Below are 15,821 nucleotides of genomic sequence, written 5' to 3'. Positions count from 1 at the left end.
TTGGAAGCGATCGGGTACGTGAATTAGGCTGGTGCCGTTCCAGCTAGGAAACGCTTACGAAGAAAGTGGCGTAGCCGTCCGCGTGGACACGATCCAGATGCGCTCGATAGGCTGCGTAAGTCGCCTCATGCGGAGCGATGCGGCCGTAACGGAGTTCAGCCGCAACGCGCTCCGGCAGCAGGGCGAGCGGGGCAGCAGCGGGCGTGAGCTGCATGCCGCGGCCCGCGTGCAGCGTGGTGAGAATCCCGTACATCTCGCCTCGAATATTGGGACGGCCTAGCACCGCGAGACGATGCTGCCCGTGCCAGTTGGTCGTTAAGTATACCATGCCTGATTGGCTGGGAACGGCGACACTGCCGGACTGTGCGAACGGCGCATCGATCCGCTCGGCCTCACGGAATACCAAGCGCGCGCTGTCCGTGTCCCAGGCAATCTCGGTTCGGTAGGCGAAAATCACTCCCGCCGTCTCGAACGAGGGGCGTAGGGTGAGGTAACAGCCCTCCAGCCAAGACACACCCTGACGCGCGTAGGCCCCGAGTTCGTCGGGGGCGTGACGGGGCAGTTCCGGAACCGGTGTCTGCCCCGCCGGCTGCCGCAGGGATTGGCCCAACGCCTCCTCCAGCCGGATCGTGGTTGCCAGGGTGAACGGCCGGCGGCCGGCGAGCGCTTTCTCCAGGGTCGAGATGCTGATCCGGGCCTCATCGGCCAGCGTCTGCCGAGACATGCGTCGGCGGGCCAGCGCCTCGCGCACATTCTGGGCGATGGCGCGGCTCTGCGCTGCGGACAGTTCAACTTCGTTCACGGACAAGGCTCGCGCAGGCTCGATCCGTACAGATCCGCATGAAACCGCACATTTGCGCAAGCGCGGCCAAGCTGGCCAGCCACGCCGACCCATCAGGAACGCCCTGCCTCCGACGCCAACTCGGTCTCGACGATAAGCCGCAGCGGACCGGCCTGCAGAGCCTCCAGGGGCCAGCAGGTGACGAGGTCGAGATGCCGTCCCGGGGCGTGTGGGTCGATGCCCGAGGCGTCCCAGCGCGCAACCCGCGTGCCGGTGACGCGGAAGCGCAAGGTTCGGCCGTCCCGGCCCGTCACCGTGACCGAATCGCCGGGGCCGATCTGCCCCAGTCCCGCGAACTGCGTGTCGCGGTGCGCGGCGAAGACCGCAGTACCGGGTTCGCCGGCCTCCGGGGTGCCGTCCAGATGGCCGGGGCCGAAGGCCAGGGCCTGCCCGCTCCCGCCCCGCAGGACCACGAAGCTGCGGCCCGCGACGGTGAGCCGGGCGATCGGCTCGGTGTCGGCCCAGGGCCATGGCTTGGCGGGCTGCCGCCCGGCCAGGCTGCGGACGAAGGCACGCTCCAGCAGCACCTGCGCCAGAATGGCCTTGACGGGTATCCAGGCGGCCTGCGCTGTCAGCGCGAGGCCCGCAAGGGTGAGGAGGGTCGCGAGGGCCCTCCCCCGCCCGGGTCCGAGATGATGGCGCATCATATTTCCCCGGTCCGCCGGCCGCCGGACCGATGACCGGCGCCCAGCAGTAGGCCCAGGAGAGCGAGGAGAAGGCCCAGGCTAAGCTCCGCCAGGATACCGGCCCCCGTCTGCGGCAGGTCAACGGCCGCGCCATCGGCACTGATCGGCACGATTCGGGCCGCCTTTTCGTCGGCTGGCGCGTCGTCGGGCCGGTCCGTGCCGAACACTCTGGCGAAGTCCCAGCCCGCCGGCAGGTTCAGCGGCAGGTCGGCGGCGACGAGGGGCGTGCCCGGCGCCCGGCGCGGGGTGGCGTCGATGGCTACGAGAGCAGTCAGCCGCGTCGTCAGGCCGTGCTCCAGGGCGAGGGCCAGGATGGTGGCGTCGGCCGCGTCCGCGCCGAGTCGCCCGGTCAGGCGCGTCGTCTCGGTCTCGCCGATCCGGGAGCGCGCCCAAACCTTGGAGATGCCGGCGCCCGCGTCCGCCTCGGCGAGCGGCAGCGTCCGGCTCCAGATCCGGCCGCCCACCCGGCCCGCGACGGTCACGGTCCCCTCGGCAGCCCTGGGCAGCCGCGCGGCGAAGACCAGAGGCTCGCCGCGGTACAGGTCGGGCAGCGCACCCGGCGTGACCTCGACGCCCGGAACCGAGAAGGTCGCGGTCAGGTCGGTGACGGCGGGAGATTCAAGCTTCTCGTAGAGTGCGCGGGTCCGTTCGCCGACCTGCGCGAGGTCGCGGATCTCGGTAAAGCTGCCGCGTCCGATCCCGGCGGCGTGGCGCATCAGGTGGCCGTTGGGCGCCGAGCCGATGCCGACCATGAACAGGCGCGAGCGCCCAAGATTCGCGTGGATCGCCGCGAAGATCTGCTCCTCGTCACCGACGGCTCCGTCGGTGAGGAACACGACTTGGCGCACGCGCCCGTCCTCCGCATGGGGATCGGCCAGGGCGGCCTTGAGTGGCGCCAGCATCTCGGTGCCGCCGCGAGCCTCCAAGGCGGCGACGAAGCGTTCGGCCTCTGCCAGGGCATCCGGCGTCGCCGGCACGGGTACGGGATGCAGCGCGTCCCAGGTGTCGTCGAAGCGGATGACGTTGAAGCGGTCCTGCGGAGTCAGGCGCCCGAGGCCGGCCAGCAGCCCGGCCTTGGCCTGCCGCATCGAGGCGCCGGACATCGAGCCGGAATTGTCGATGACGAATATGACGTCGCGCGCCGGCCGGGAGGCCGTGTCGGCCTCGATCGCGGGCGGGTTCACGGCGGCCAGCAGGTAAGTCCGGCCGGCGACGGTCTCGCGGAACAGGCCGAGGCCGGGCATCCGGCCCGGGACCGGCGCCCAGGTCAGCTCGAGGTCACGGTCGGCCGGCGCGACGCCGTTGGCCAGGGTGATGGTCCGGGCCTCCGGGCTGGTCTCTGTCACGCTGATCGCGTGGGTCGCGCTGCGAACGGCTCCGACGGCGAAACCCGCCCGAAGCCGAACCGTGACGGCGACGGGGTTGGTCGATCGGGAGATCGACGGGTCGAGCACCGGCGGGCTGATCCGGGCGCGATCCGGAACCGGGTCGCGGGCCGCCTCGACCACGCCGTCGAGGGAGACTGCCGCCACCGAGGCAGGGGTGGGATTGTAGCGGGGCGCGACCACCAGGGGCAGGCGCAGCATCCGCGTCTCGCCGGAGACGGGGATCGTCTGCTGATAGGTGATCTGGACAAGCACCGTCTCGCCGGGGCCGATATTGGCGACCGCGTTGGTGAAGATGTTGGGCCGCTCCTGCGTAGTCAGGGCTGCCGACTGCCCCGCCGCCCGCGCGGCCTCGTAGGCGCGCTTGGCCGCCGCCCGCTCGCGAATGTCGGCGACGATCACGCGGGAGCCGACGACGAGCTTCATGCCATCCACGGCGGCGTCCTCCGGCAGGGGATACACGTAGGTGCCCTCGACCCAGTTCGTACTCGTGTTGCGGAAGGCTTGGGTGACGACGGTCCGGGCGGTCGGGCCGCTGACATCGACGCCGATGTCGGTCGCGAGCTGGACGGCCTCGACCTGCGCGGTGCCGGCCGACCCGCGCAGCGTCAGGCCGCCCCGGCGCGGTCCGGGCGCCGCCTGAGCCGGAGCGAGCATGACGAGGAGCGCCAGCAGCGCGAGGAAGAGCGGCGACAGCGTGGCGATGTGCCTGGGCTCGGCTGCGGATCGTGGAGTGAAGAACGGCATCGGGGAAGTCTCCTGCGCCGGCTGATCGAGGCCGGCTCGCCGCTGAAGCTCCCGCGCCCGCCCCTCTGCCACCACCAGAAACTTCGCTCTTTTCCGGGCTGGAGCCGCACCCGCTCGCCGCGACCGGACGGATCTGTGCGGGGCCGGTGCGGCTCTGTCCGCCCCGCGGTGCCGGCTGCCGACCAGACGCTGCGCGGCGCCAACATCACGGTCACCTGGCCGAATGCCGGCCGTGCTCATCTTCTCGGGCGGTACGGCCATTCCCGCGAAGGCGTTCTGTGGCACTTCGCGGCCCCGCCAAGTGGTTGAACCCCGGGAGGTCGAAGGGACCCGAGTCGGCCGACGAACGGGCTACGCGGCGACCGAAGCGCTGTAGCTCGCCGTAGCTGCAGCAGCCGCTCTCCTGCCAGGTTTTCTGTGTCCCGACCCGACTCGTTGCAGAAAGCCCGAAGGCCCGCTCCAGGCACTTGATGAGAGCCGCGATCGAAACGGGTGGATGTCCACTGGTCCTCCTTCGGGCGGTGGTGCCTGAAAGAGGACGTCGCGGCCCCCCCCCCTCACGACATGCAGCAGCCCCTCATGGAAGCTTCGCCGACTGGCCGCTACTTGCCCAAAAAGCTTCTGGTGTCCGAGCGGCCGACGCATGTGATAAAGTCGGGATCGAGCCGGCGACCAATCGGCGTCGCAACCGGCCTCGTCTACTTTGCTCGGCTCGATCGCAGGCGGGCGACCTCGCTCGGTCCGATTTCGAGGTAGAACCGGATCGCATCGTCGATCAGAGCGTCGGGCGTAACACCCGCCGCCTTCGCGGCCCGAGCGACCTGGAGGCCGAGCGCCAGATCGACGCGCAGGGCGGCGCCTTGGCTCGGCGACGCTGGTGCGGCCGCAGGGGCAGGTATGGGCGCAGCACTGTTCCGCGACTCGAGCTTGCCGAGCTTCGCTTCGCGACGGCCCCGGTGGACGAGAGCGTCTGCGCGCTCATTGAGACGATCGCCGGCATGCCCCCGGACCCAGGTCCATTTGACGTCCCGCGCCGCGTTCAGTTCGTCGAGGCGCTTCATGAGGTCGACGTTCTTCACGTCACCCGTCGTCGTGCGCCAGCCCTTCGCCTTCCAACCGCTCATCCACTCGGTCACCGATTTGACGACGTACTGGCTGTCGCACCGCATCTCGATCGCGGCCCCGGCCGGGAAATGCTCAAGACCCTTGATCGCAGCCGTCAGCTCCATGCGGTTGTTGGTCGTTGTGCCGGGCTCTCCGCCGCACAGCTCGACCGTGCCGTCCGGAGCGGCGACGACGACCCCCCAACCGCCTGGCCCGGGGTTAGGGTCGCAACCGCCATCGGCATAAACGATCGTTCGCATCGTAGCATCAGTCCTTCCGTATTGGGTGGTCGATCGCAGACTACCATCGCTTCGAGGCGCGCCGATGGCTGTCCAATCGCAGCGTTGTTCATTGCCGCGATGCGGTTGAAGCGAAATTCATAGCAGTGGATGTCAGGGTATGAGTTGGGGCAGCGCCCATGACGGATACTGATATTATAAAATAGTACAACTTTTATTCGTCTATATCTTATCGTTCAATCGCTAAATAAGCATTATGATGAGTTGCGGATATTTTTGTCGGCTGATGTTTGGGGGTAGACCAAGGTTTTAGCTAGAAAATTTCTTTTTTTCAAGATGTTAGAACCCAGTGTCTGATCCGTGCGAGCCGATACCCCTAGATTGCGATGATGGACCGATCGATGGTCACCTGAACGCAGCCCACCGGCATCCGGTTGGCACTTGGAAAGTCATGTCTTCAAGTGTCAGGCGCGTTCGCCCTGCCCTCGACAGCGCGAAGATTTGTGCATCCGGCGCACTCAAAAGCGGCAGACGGCCGCTTGCGTATGATCGGAAAATTTCTCAAAAACGCAACGGAAGAGAATTTTTGATCGGTTGAGACGCCGTGGCCCTACAATCTGAGGACGCGTCCGTAACACACCGCATCGCGAAGGCTTTCCCGGCGCTCAGCGCGGCCCATCGGCAGGTCGCACGATTCGTCCTGGATCATCCGTTGAAGGTGGCTACCCTGCCGGTGAACGAGCTTGCCGACCTCGTCGGCGTCTCCGTCGCCACGGCTAACCGGTTCGCCCGCGCCGTCGGCTACGAGGGCTATGCGAAGTTCCGCGCTGCCCTGGTCCTCAGTTACGAAAAGGCCCTGGCACCGGTCGAGAAGCTGCGCGTCGGCCGGGATCAGCCTGCGACCGTACCTGAAATCCTCGACGGAGCCCTCGCCGACATCATCCGCAACATCGAAGCGACCCGGCGGACGCTCGACGGCGCGACGTGTACCCAAGCGGTCCAGGCGATCCATCAGGCCCGGAGGGTGTACGTCGTAGGTTTGGGCAGCAGCAGCTGGCCGGCCGGGATCCTCGCGCGCAACCTCGACGTCAACCGCGAGGACGTCCATCTGCTGGCGACGCTGGAAGGCCCCGGCTTCGCCGCGCGGACCCTGCGCCGACTGACCCCCGATGACCTCGTCGTCGTCCTCGCCACGCCGCGATACTTCGCCGATACGGTGAGGCTGGCCCAGATCGCCCGGAGGCACGGGGCCACGGTGCTGGCGCTGACCGACGGGCCGCATTCCCCCCTCGTCGCGACCGCCACCCTCGCGCTCTACGCGCAGACCGACTGCCATTACTTCGCTGCCTCGGATGCCAGCCTGACAGCGCTCGTGGAGGCCTTGGCAAGCGCCTTCGCGTTCGCCGCCGGGGACCTCGTCCCGGCCGCGACGCGGGTCACGGAAGCGGTGCTGCCCTGGCTCGATCGCGACTATGCCGCTTGGCCGCCCCAGGGTGGAGCCGACGACCTGTCAGAGACCCCGCAATCCGGAGCTGCCTCATGAGCGACCGCCGCCCCGTTCTCGTGATCCACGGTGGTGCTGGGACGATCGCGCAGGGCCAGGCAGATGCTGGCGCGGCACACTATCACGCGGCCCTCGCCGGCATCCTGGCGGCTGGAGCGGACTGCCTCGCGCGCGGTGGCAGCGCCCTCGATGTCGTGGGCCTCGCCGTCGACCTCTTGGAAGAGTGTCCGCTCTTCAACGCGGGCCACGGCGCCGTCTTCACCAGCGCCGGCACGCACGAGCTCGACGCCGCCGTCATGGACGGCGCCACGCTGCGCGCGGGCGCCGTCGCGAGTGTCACGCGGGTGCGCCGGCCCGGTCGGGCGGCCCGGGCCGTGATGGATGGGGGCGAGCACGTCCTCATAGCCGGTGGCGGTGCCGATGCATTTGCTGAGGGGCGAGGCCTTGAGATGGTCGAACTGGACTTCTTCTCCACGGATGCCCGCCGCGACCAGCTCCACCGCGCCCAGGCCGCCGGAAAGGTCGCCCTCGACCATGACGTGGCGTCCGGCCCGCTCGACGAGACGCGCAAGTTCGGGACGATCGGCGCCGTTGCGCTCGACCGGAACGGCCATCTCGCTGCCATGACCTCGACCGGGGGCATGACCAACAAGCGTCCCGGCCGGGTCGGCGACTCACCCCTGATCGGCGCGGGGACCTATGCGGATGACCGGACCGCCGCCGTGTCCTGCACCGGCACGGGCGAGGCTTTCATTCGCATCGCGGCGGCGCACGACGTCTGCGCGCGCATGGCCTACGGGGGGCAAGATCTCGAGACGGCGGCCCGTGCGGTGGTCCACGAGGCCCTTGCGGCGGTCGGTGGCCGTGGCGGGCTGATCGCGGTCGACGCCCATGGGCAAGTCGCGATGCCGTTCAATACTGAGGGCATGTATCGTGGCCTTGTCCATCCGGGCGAGACGCCGGTCACGGCGATCTTCAGTGATTCCCGTCACATATCGCCCCCCTTGCGCTGAGGTCCGTCATGCTGGCCACCGCATCCGGGACCGCTTCCCATTCCGTTCTGCCGGACCGCCAAGTCGTCGCCGTCGAGGGCCTGACAGTCCGCTTCGCCACCTCCGAACGCGTCGTGGAGGCGGTCCGCGACCTATCGTTCCATGTCGACGCGGGCGAGACCTTGGCGATCGTCGGCGAGTCCGGCTCCGGTAAGTCCGTGACCTCGCTGAGCTTGATGCGTCTCGTCGAACACGGCGGCGGCCGGATCGCGGCCGGGCGGATGCCGTTTCGGCGGCGCTCGGGCGAAATCGTCGACTTGGCGGGTGCCTCGAACGCTCGGATGCGCGCGATCCGCGGCGCCGAGATCGCGATGATCTTCCAGGAACCGATGACCTCGCTGAACCCGGTCTTCACGGCTGGGGATCAGATCGCGGAGTCGATTCGCGTCCATCAAGGGAAGAGCGCGTCAGCTGCTCGGGCCGAGGCGCTGCGCATGCTCGATCTCGTGCGTATCCCCGAGGCGCGCAACGTGCTCGGGCGCTATCCGCATCAGCTCTCCGGCGGGATGCGCCAACGCGTGATGATCGCCATGGCCCTGGCCTGCAAGCCCCAGTTGCTCATCGCCGACGAGCCGACCACCGCCCTCGACGTCACCATCCAAGCGCAGATCCTCGAACTTATCCGCAGCCTTCAGGCCGAGATGAAGATGGGTGTCGTCTTCATCACCCATGACATGGGCGTCGTGGCCGAGATCGCCGACCGCGTGCTGGTGATGTACCGCGGCGACAAGGTCGAGGAGGGGCCGGCCCCGGCACTCTTCGCAGACCCTCGCCACGGCTATACCCGTGCTCTCCTGGCCGCCGTCCCGCGGCTCGGAGCGATGGCAGGAAGCGATCTGCCGAAAAAATTCGATCTGCTGCGAGCCGAGCTTCCGGCGGATATGGCCCCGCCGGACGAGGCGCCGCCCCACGACACCATTCGCCCCGGCGCCGCACCGATCCTGCGGGTGCGCGACCTCGTCACCCGGTTCGACATTCGCGCCGGCCTACTCGACCGCGTTCGCCGCCGGGTCCACGCGGTCGAGCGGGTCAGCTTCGATCTCCATCCCGGAGAGACTCTCGCTCTGGTCGGCGAATCCGGGTGCGGCAAGTCGACGACGGGCCGCTCGCTCCTGCGTCTGGTCGAGAGCCAGAGTGGCCTGATCGAGTTCGATGGCGGAAACGTCCGCGACCTGCCTGCCGGACAGCTGCGCGGCCTGCGGCGGAATATCCAGTTCATCTTTCAGGACCCCTACGCGTCCCTCGACCCACGCCTGACGGTGGGCTTCTCGATCATGGAGCCGCTTCTCGTTCACCGGATCGCGACCCGCCGGGCGGCCGAAGCCCGCGTGGCTTGGCTCCTTGAGCGCGTTGGTCTCACCCCCGACCAAGCCCAGCGCTACCCGCACGAGTTCTCGGGTGGCCAGCGCCAGCGAATCGCCATCGCCCGGGCGCTCGCCCTGAACCCGAAGGTCATCGTCGCCGATGAGGCGGTGTCGGCTCTCGACGTGTCGATCCAAGCCCAGATCGTCAACCTGATGCTCGACCTCCAGCAGGAGTTCGGCCTCGCCTACCTCTTCATCAGCCACGACATGGCCGTAGTCGAGCGGATCAGCCACCGGGTCGCGGTCATGTATCTCGGTCAGATCGTCGAGATCGGCCCGCGCCGGGCGATCTTCGAGAACCCGCAGCATCCCTACACCCGCAAGCTGATGGCGGCGGTACCGGTCGCCGACCCAGCACGCCGCCACCTGCGTGCTGGCCGGCTCATGACCGACGAGATCCCGAGCCCGATCCGGGCGCTTGGCGACGAGCCGCCCGTGGCGCCCCTCGTAGCGGTCGGTCCCGGCCATTTCGTCGCCCGCCACATGGTCGGTGGCCTTGCCGCCTGACCCCGCCTCAATCCCGCCAGTAGGATCGCCCCCATGCCCCGAGGTCTGACCGTGTTCGAGCGTATTCTCCTTGCTTCCACTCTCCTGACCGTAGCGGTATCCCCCGCAGCGGCGGCGGGCGATCCGATCCTGGCGATCAGCGGCCAGCCCGAGACGCTCGACCCGTACAATACGAACACGACGCTCACGACGGCCGTCACCAAGTCGTTCTACGAGGGGCTCTTCGGGTTTGATAAGGACCTCAAGGTCCGCAACGTTCTTGCCCAGAACTACGAGATGTCTCCGGACGGTCTCGTCTACACGTTCACGCTGCGCGAAGGCGTGAAATTCCACGACGGCACGGCGTTCGACGCGGCAGCGGTCAAAGCCAATCTCGACCGTGTCCTCGATCCGGAGAACCACCTCGCCCGCTTCAATCAGTTCAACCGCATCAAGATGGTCGAGGTGCTCTCGCCCGCGAGCCTGCGCATCACCCTGAAGGAGCCCTTCGGGCCGTTCATCAATTCCCTCGCCCACGCCTCGGCGGCGATCATCTCTCCGACGGCCTTGAAGAAATACGGCAAGGACATCGCCTTCCACCCGGTCGGCACCGGACCCTTCACCTTCGTGGACTGGAAGCAGACCGATTACGTCAAGGGCGCAAAGTTCGCCGCGTACTGGCAGGCCGGGCTCCCGAAGGTCGACACCGTCACCTGGAAGCCTGTCCCGGAGAACGGCACCCGCGCGGCCATGCTGCAGACGGGAGAGGCCGACTTCGCCTTCCCGCTCCCCTACGAGCAGGCTAAGATGCTTGAGACCAACAAGAAGCTGAGGGTCGAGGCGCACGCCTCGATCATCGAGAGATACCTCAGCATGAACGTGCTGCAGAAGCCGTTTGACGACCTGCGGGTGCGTCAGGCGATCAACTACGCCATCAACAAGGATGCGCTCGCCAAGGTCGCCTTCAGCGGCTACGCCTTCCCCGCGCAGGGCATCGTCCCGCAGGGCGTGCTCTATGCCCACGCTATGAATCCGTGGCCCTACGACCCCGCCAAGGCGCGCCAACTGCTCAAGGACGCGGGCTACCCCAACGGCTTCGAGGCGAGCCTCTGGAGCGCCTACACCACGACCACCGCCCAGAAGGCGATCCAGTTCATCCAGCAGCAGCTCGGTCAGGTCGGCATCAAGGTGCAGACCCAGGCGCTTGAGCCCGGCCAGCGCACCGAGTGGGTTCAGACCGCTCCCGACCCGAAGACGGCCCGGGTCCGTCTGTACTATGCCGGTTGGTCGTCCTCGACAGGTGAGGCCGACTGGGGTCTACGGCCGCTTCTGGCGACGGAGGCCTGGCCGCCCAAGCTCAACAACACGGCCTATTACAGCAACTCTGAATTCGACTCTCTCCTGGCCAAGGCCCTGGTCTCGACCAGCGACGCGGAGAAGACCGACCTGTACGCCAAGGCCCAGGAGATCGTCATGAAGGATGCGCCCTGGGCGCCCCTCGTGACCGAGCAGAACCTCTACGCAACCTCGGCGCGGCTCTCCGGTGTCTACGTCATGCCTGACGGCAACATCGATTCCGGTGAGATCGACGTCACGCCCTAGACGCGTCCGGCCCCGGACCCGACGCGAGGCGGCATTCAAGGCTGTCCGCCTCGCGCTGCAGGCGTTCGCGCATTCCTCACGAAAACCTTCGATCGCAGGCGCGAGCCTATGTTGACCTTCCTGCTCAAGCGGCTCCTCGGGCTGCTGCCCACGCTGCTGATCGTCGCGGTGCTGGTGTTCCTGTTCGTCCATCTGCTTCCGGGCGATCCGGCACGCCTGGCGGCCGGACAGGATGCCGACGCCCAGACGGTGGCGCTGGTGCGCACCGAACTCGGCCTTGACCGGTCGCTGCCCGAGCAGTTCGTCCGCTATTTCGCCCACCTCGCGCAGGGCGATTTCGGCGTCTCGATCCGCACACGCCGCCCGGTCGCCGTCGAGATCGGCGAGCGCTTCATGCCGACGCTGCTGCTGACGCTCACCAGCATGGCCTGGGCCGTCGCCTTCGGCCTCATGATCGGCATCGTCTCCGCGGTCTACCGGAACGAGTGGCCCGACCGGTTCGGCATGACGCTCGCCGTCTCCGGCATCTCGTTCCCCGCCTTCGCGCTGGGCATCCTCCTGATGCAGATCTTCTCGGTGGAGCTCGGGTGGCTGCCCACCGTCGGTGCGGCGACGTGGTGGCACTACATCCTGCCTTCGCTGACCCTCGGCGCCGCCGTCGCCGCCGTGATGGCTCGCTTCACGCGCGCCGCCTTCATCGAGGTGATCGGCGAGGATTTCGTGCGCACGGCTCGAGCGAAGGGGCCGAAGGAGCGAAGCGTCATCGCCAAGCACTGCCTGCGCAACGCCCTGATCCCCGTCGTCACCATGATGGGCCTGCAGTTCGGTTTCCTCCTCGGCGGCTCAATCGTCGTGGAGGCGGTGTTCAACTGGCCCGGCATCGGCCGTCTGCTCGTCGATGCCGTAAATCAGCGCGACTATCCGGTGATCCAGGCCTTGGTCCTGCTGTTCTCCCTGGAGTTCATCCTGATCAATCTGGTCGTGGACGTGCTCTACGGTCTCATCAACCCGACCATTCGCTACAGCTGAGCTGGCCGTGATCGAAACTGTCGTCCCCGCCGCGATTGCATCCGTCCCCAGCGGCGTGCGCACGCCGTGGTCCGAGTTCCTGCGCAAGTTCCGGCGCCAGCGTGTCGCCGTCGCTGCGCTCGGCTTCATCGCCCTCTTGGTCGTGATCGCCGTTCTGGCTCCCTGGATCGTCCCCTACGACGCCGTCAACGACTTTGACTACGACCGGATCAACGAGGGCCCCTCGGTCGCACACTGGTTGGGCGTCGATCCCCTCGGGCGGGATATCCTTAGTCGCATCATCGAGGGTGCGCGGATCTCCCTCGCTACAGGCTTCCTTTCGGTCGCCGTCGGCGGCTTCGTCGGTACGCTTCTCGGTCTGCTGGCGGGCTACTACGGCGGCTGGTGGGACCGGCTGGTCATGCGCATGTCAGACGTCCTGTTCGCCTTCCCGGGAATCCTACTCGCCCTCGGCGTCGTGGCGATACTCGGTTCCGGGCTCGTCAACGTCGTCGTAGCCGTGTCCGTTTTCAGCGTTCCGGCCTTCGCGCGGCTCGTGCGCGGCACGACCTTGGTCCTGAAGAACACCACCTATATCGAGGCCGCGCACAGCATCGGTGCTCCGGACCGGACAATCCTCCTTCGGCACATCCTCCCGGGTACGATCTCGGGTATCGTCGTCTACTTCACGATGCGGCTGGGCACCTCGATCATCACGGCGGCGAGCCTGTCCTTCCTCGGAATGGGCGCGCAGCCGCCGACGCCCGAATGGGGGGCCATGCTGAACGAAGCCCGGGCCGACATGGTCTCGGCGCCGCACGTAGCCCTGTTCCCGAGCCTGGCGATCTTCTTCACGGTGCTCGCCTTCAACCTCCTCGGGGATGGTCTTCGGGACGCCCTTGACCCGAAGATCGATCGCCAATGACGGCGCCCGCCTCTCCTCGCCCGGCGCCGCGGGTCGGGCGCCTGCCGCGGGGCGCCCGCGACGCCATCACCGATGTGGCGGGCGTGACTGTCGGCCATTGCACGCTGGCCGACGGGGAGGTGCAGACCGGGGTGACGGTCGTCCTGCCGCACGGTGGCGATCTATACCGGGACCGGGTCCCGGCGGCCGGCGTGGTGCTCAACGGATTCGGCAAGTCCGTCGGCCTCATGCAGGTCGAGGAACTCGGTGTGCTGGAGACGCCCGTCGCCCTGACCAACACCTTCAGCGTGCCGGCGGTGGCGGCCGCCCAGATCCGGATCGCGATCACTGCCAATCCTGAGATCGGGCGCGGGTTGCCAACCGTCAACCCGCTCGTGTTCGAGTGCAACGACGGCCATCTCAACGACATCCAGCGCATGGCGGTCGAACCGGCTCATTATCGCGACGCGGTCGGCGCGGCCGGGACCACCGTGGCGGAAGGGTCGGTCGGTGCCGGGCGCGGGATGTCGAGTTTCGGGTTCAAGGGTGGCATCGGTACCGCCTCCCGGCGGATCCGCACGCCAGCGCGCGGCCGATTCACTGTGGGCACGCTCGTCTTGTCGAACTTCGGCAAGCCGTCCCAGATCCGAGTCTGCGGCAAGCCGCTTGCCCCCTACCTCAGGACCGCTTCAGAGGACGAGGTAGCAGGCGCGGAAACCCCGGAGAAGGGATCGATCATCATGATCGTCGCCACCGATGCGCCGCTCGACGCGCGCCAGTTGCGTCGGGTCGCCCGGCGTGCCGGCGCGGGCCTTGCCCGGACCGGGTCGGTGTTCGGCCACGGTAGCGGCGACATCGCTCTCGCTTTCACGACCGCCTACACCGTGCCGCACGATCCCACACGCCCAGCGCCCATGCCCGTCCTACTTCACGACGCGGAGCTCGATCCGTTGTTCGAGGCCGCCGCCGACGGAATCGAGCAGGCGATCATCCATGCCCTGTGGCGGGCCGAGACGGTGACGGGTCGAGCCGGCCACATGCGACACGCGCTGACCGAACTTCTGCCCAGCTGGGCCGACATCCTCGGGCCTGATTGATGTGCGACCTGATCTCGACGGACATCGAGGGCGACGCCGGCATCTACAGGCCGAACTGCTTGGCTCGGTAGGATCGGATCCGGCGATTGACCGGATTGCAGGTCTGCGGCTCGACTCACTGGAAAGCCGCGAGGATCGCCTTCGGCACCTTGCAGATGTACGTGTATTTCGGATTGACCATCTGCGTGCAGCGCGCCTCGGCGATCTGTGCGAGCAGAAGGTAACCCTCCGGTTCGGGGATGTTCCACTCGTCCGCAAGCCAGTAGATCATGTCGGCGAACGCGATGCGCATCGCGTCCTCAAGCGGACGGGCGCAGCCGAGCGTGCAGATATGCGTGGGCGTCTCGATCCGCGGGTGGCCGAGCCGCGCCGGCGCGGGCACGAGGCTCACCCGCAGGGTCACGTTCGCACCGATTTCGATCGCCCCCATCCCAACCGCTTCGCCGTCGCCCTGGAGCGCGTGACAATCGCCGATGAAGAAATGCGCGCCGGCCTTCTCGACCCGCAGCATCACCATGTTCCCGGTAGTGACCTCCTGAACGTCGAGGTTGCCGCCATGCGTGCCGTTGTCGACCGTGAGGACTGCACCATGGACGGGCGCGACGCCGATGACGCCGGCCATCGGCTTCACCGGCAGCCGGAGCCGGTCATTCCAGATGACATGACCGTCGTTTACATCGACGATCTTTGTCCGGATGCCCCATTCCTTGCGGCGCACCCAGTCCGGAAACATGCCGTGCCCGGGCCAGAGGGAGCTGTAGCCGCGTTGGCCCAGTTCCATGTCGAGGATTTCGACCTTCAGCATGTCGCCCGGCTTCGCGCCCGCGACTTCGATCGGCCCCGTCGCCCCATTCACGAACGGGAAGGTGACGTCGGCCTCGGTCAGGTTCTGCCCGAGTTCCTTTATGACCCCGTCACCAATGTTGATCACGCATTCAACCGTGACGATCTCGCCGGGTGCGATCGTCGCGACGAAGGGCTCGTCGCCCGAGAGGGCGTATTTGATCGTTCCTTGTTTGCTGATGCGCTGCGTCACATGGAACTCCTTTGGCGATGTCGGTGGTATCGAGGGGGCGTGGGTCAGAGATGATCCCGCCAAGGCATGAGCGCCCGTTCGGCCCGGCCGACTAGGAAAGTCAGAACGAAGGCCAGCGCGATCGTGCCGACCAGCGCGGCGAAGACCTTCGGGATCGCGTAGAGGGATCCCGCTTGGAAGATTGCGTGGCCCAGCCCTACGGACGACGACATGAACTCGCCGACGATGGCGCCGATCAGCGCGAAGCCGACAGTGAGCTTCAAGCCGGCGAAGATGTCGGCGAGGCTCGACGGCACGACGAGCTTGGTGAAGATCTGCGGCTTTCGTGCACCGAGAGTCCGCAGGAGGTTGATCTGGTCCGGGTCGACGCCGAGCGCGCCCTTGTAGGAGGTCACGAGGGCGACCACGACGACGGACAGCGTCGACATCGCGACCTTCGAGGCGAGCCCCGTGCCGAACCAGATGATGATGATCGGGGCGAGCGCGATGATCGGGATCGAGCCTACCGCAACGATGAAGGGCTGGACGACCCGCGAGACGAAGGTCGAGTACCAGAGAGAAAGACCGGCGAGCGTGCCCACGACGTTGCCGATGAGAAACCCGAGCCCCGTTTCGAGGGCGGTGACGCCCGCGTCGCGCAAGAGCGTGCCGTCGGCAAGACCCTGCCAGAGGAACCGGCCGATCGCCGAGTGATCGCCCCCCACAGGGTGGTCCAAAGTTCAAGTTAGTGCGCGGTAGGCCGCTTCACCACGGGTAGCTTGGCCGG

Annotated in this window: 13 protein-coding genes; 7 read left to right on the top strand and 6 right to left on the bottom strand. The window is 67.4% G+C overall.

The genetic code is table 11. From position 1 onward, the window contains the following. Positions 1 to 43 precede the first annotated feature (43 nt). The 4 genes from AC0IY0_RS26045 to rnhA all read right to left on the bottom strand — a co-directional run bounded on the left by AC0IY0_RS26045 (position 44) and on the right by rnhA (position 5,023). On the bottom strand, positions 44 to 802 hold the full coding sequence (locus AC0IY0_RS26045; RefSeq protein WP_471766140.1) for a helix-turn-helix domain-containing protein: 759 nt from the start codon (positions 800 to 802) through the stop codon (positions 44 to 46). Positions 803 to 894: 92 nt separating this feature from the next. Further along, on the bottom strand, positions 895 to 1,485 hold the full coding sequence (locus tag AC0IY0_RS26040) for a class GN sortase (RefSeq protein WP_471766152.1): 591 nt from the start codon (positions 1,483 to 1,485) through the stop codon (positions 895 to 897). Further along, positions 1,485 to 3,659 carry a marine proteobacterial sortase target protein gene (locus tag AC0IY0_RS26035; protein ID WP_471766139.1) on the bottom strand — a complete coding sequence of 725 codons (2,175 nt, stop codon included), beginning with the start codon at positions 3,657 to 3,659 and terminating at the stop codon, positions 1,485 to 1,487. The genes AC0IY0_RS26040 and AC0IY0_RS26035 overlap by 1 nt, the downstream gene beginning before the upstream one ends. A gap of 698 nt (positions 3,660 to 4,357) precedes the next feature. Further along, positions 4,358 to 5,023, bottom strand: coding sequence for a ribonuclease HI (gene rnhA, locus AC0IY0_RS26030; RefSeq protein WP_471766138.1), 666 nt, complete (start codon positions 5,021 to 5,023; stop codon positions 4,358 to 4,360). Between the two features lie 583 nt (positions 5,024 to 5,606). On the opposite strand from rnhA, the gene AC0IY0_RS26025 reads away from it, so the two are divergent. The 7 genes from AC0IY0_RS26025 to AC0IY0_RS25995 all read left to right on the top strand — a co-directional run bounded on the left by AC0IY0_RS26025 (position 5,607) and on the right by AC0IY0_RS25995 (position 14,019). After that, positions 5,607 to 6,545, top strand: a complete 939-nt coding sequence (locus AC0IY0_RS26025; protein ID WP_471766137.1) for a MurR/RpiR family transcriptional regulator — start codon at positions 5,607 to 5,609, stop codon at positions 6,543 to 6,545. After that, the gene (locus AC0IY0_RS26020; RefSeq protein WP_471766136.1) at positions 6,542 to 7,519 is read left to right on the top strand and encodes an isoaspartyl peptidase/L-asparaginase family protein; all 978 of its coding nucleotides are present in this window, start codon (positions 6,542 to 6,544) and stop codon (positions 7,517 to 7,519) included. The genes AC0IY0_RS26025 and AC0IY0_RS26020 overlap by 4 nt, the downstream gene beginning before the upstream one ends. A gap of 8 nt (positions 7,520 to 7,527) precedes the next feature. Then, complete coding sequence (locus AC0IY0_RS26015; RefSeq protein WP_147939808.1) at positions 7,528 to 9,429, top strand: dipeptide ABC transporter ATP-binding protein; 1,902 nt, start codon at positions 7,528 to 7,530, stop codon at positions 9,427 to 9,429. Positions 9,430 to 9,462: 33 nt separating this feature from the next. After that, complete coding sequence (gene gsiB, locus AC0IY0_RS26010; RefSeq protein WP_471766135.1) at positions 9,463 to 11,010, top strand: glutathione ABC transporter substrate-binding protein GsiB; 1,548 nt, start codon at positions 9,463 to 9,465, stop codon at positions 11,008 to 11,010. Between the two features lie 108 nt (positions 11,011 to 11,118). Then, entirely contained in the window at positions 11,119 to 12,039 is a 921-nt protein-coding gene (gsiC, locus tag AC0IY0_RS26005; protein ID WP_471766134.1) for a glutathione ABC transporter permease GsiC, read from the top strand. Positions 12,040 to 12,046: 7 nt separating this feature from the next. Then, positions 12,047 to 12,943 (top strand): glutathione ABC transporter permease GsiD, encoded by an 897-nt coding sequence (gene gsiD / locus AC0IY0_RS26000; protein ID WP_147939807.1) that lies wholly within the window; start codon positions 12,047 to 12,049, stop codon positions 12,941 to 12,943. After that, positions 12,940 to 14,019, top strand: a complete 1,080-nt coding sequence (locus tag AC0IY0_RS25995) for a DmpA family aminopeptidase (RefSeq protein WP_471766133.1) — start codon at positions 12,940 to 12,942, stop codon at positions 14,017 to 14,019. The genes gsiD and AC0IY0_RS25995 overlap by 4 nt, the downstream gene beginning before the upstream one ends. Before the next feature lie 115 nt (positions 14,020 to 14,134). Here the strand turns inward: AC0IY0_RS25995 and AC0IY0_RS25990 are convergent, their stop codons facing one another. Together AC0IY0_RS25990 and AC0IY0_RS25985 are read right to left on the bottom strand one after the other, a co-directional pair. Beyond that, on the bottom strand, positions 14,135 to 15,055 hold the full coding sequence (locus AC0IY0_RS25990) for an acetamidase/formamidase family protein (RefSeq protein WP_147939805.1): 921 nt from the start codon (positions 15,053 to 15,055) through the stop codon (positions 14,135 to 14,137). Positions 15,056 to 15,099: 44 nt separating this feature from the next. After that, complete coding sequence (locus AC0IY0_RS25985; protein WP_471766132.1) at positions 15,100 to 15,759, bottom strand: ABC transporter permease; 660 nt, start codon at positions 15,757 to 15,759, stop codon at positions 15,100 to 15,102. Positions 15,760 to 15,821: the final 62 nt, after the last annotated feature.

The sequence above is a fragment of the Methylobacterium sp. AC315 genome (genome assembly GCF_979253755.1).
Note: the sequence above shows the minus strand (reverse complement) of the source record. Positions and strands in the feature narration are given on the sequence as shown.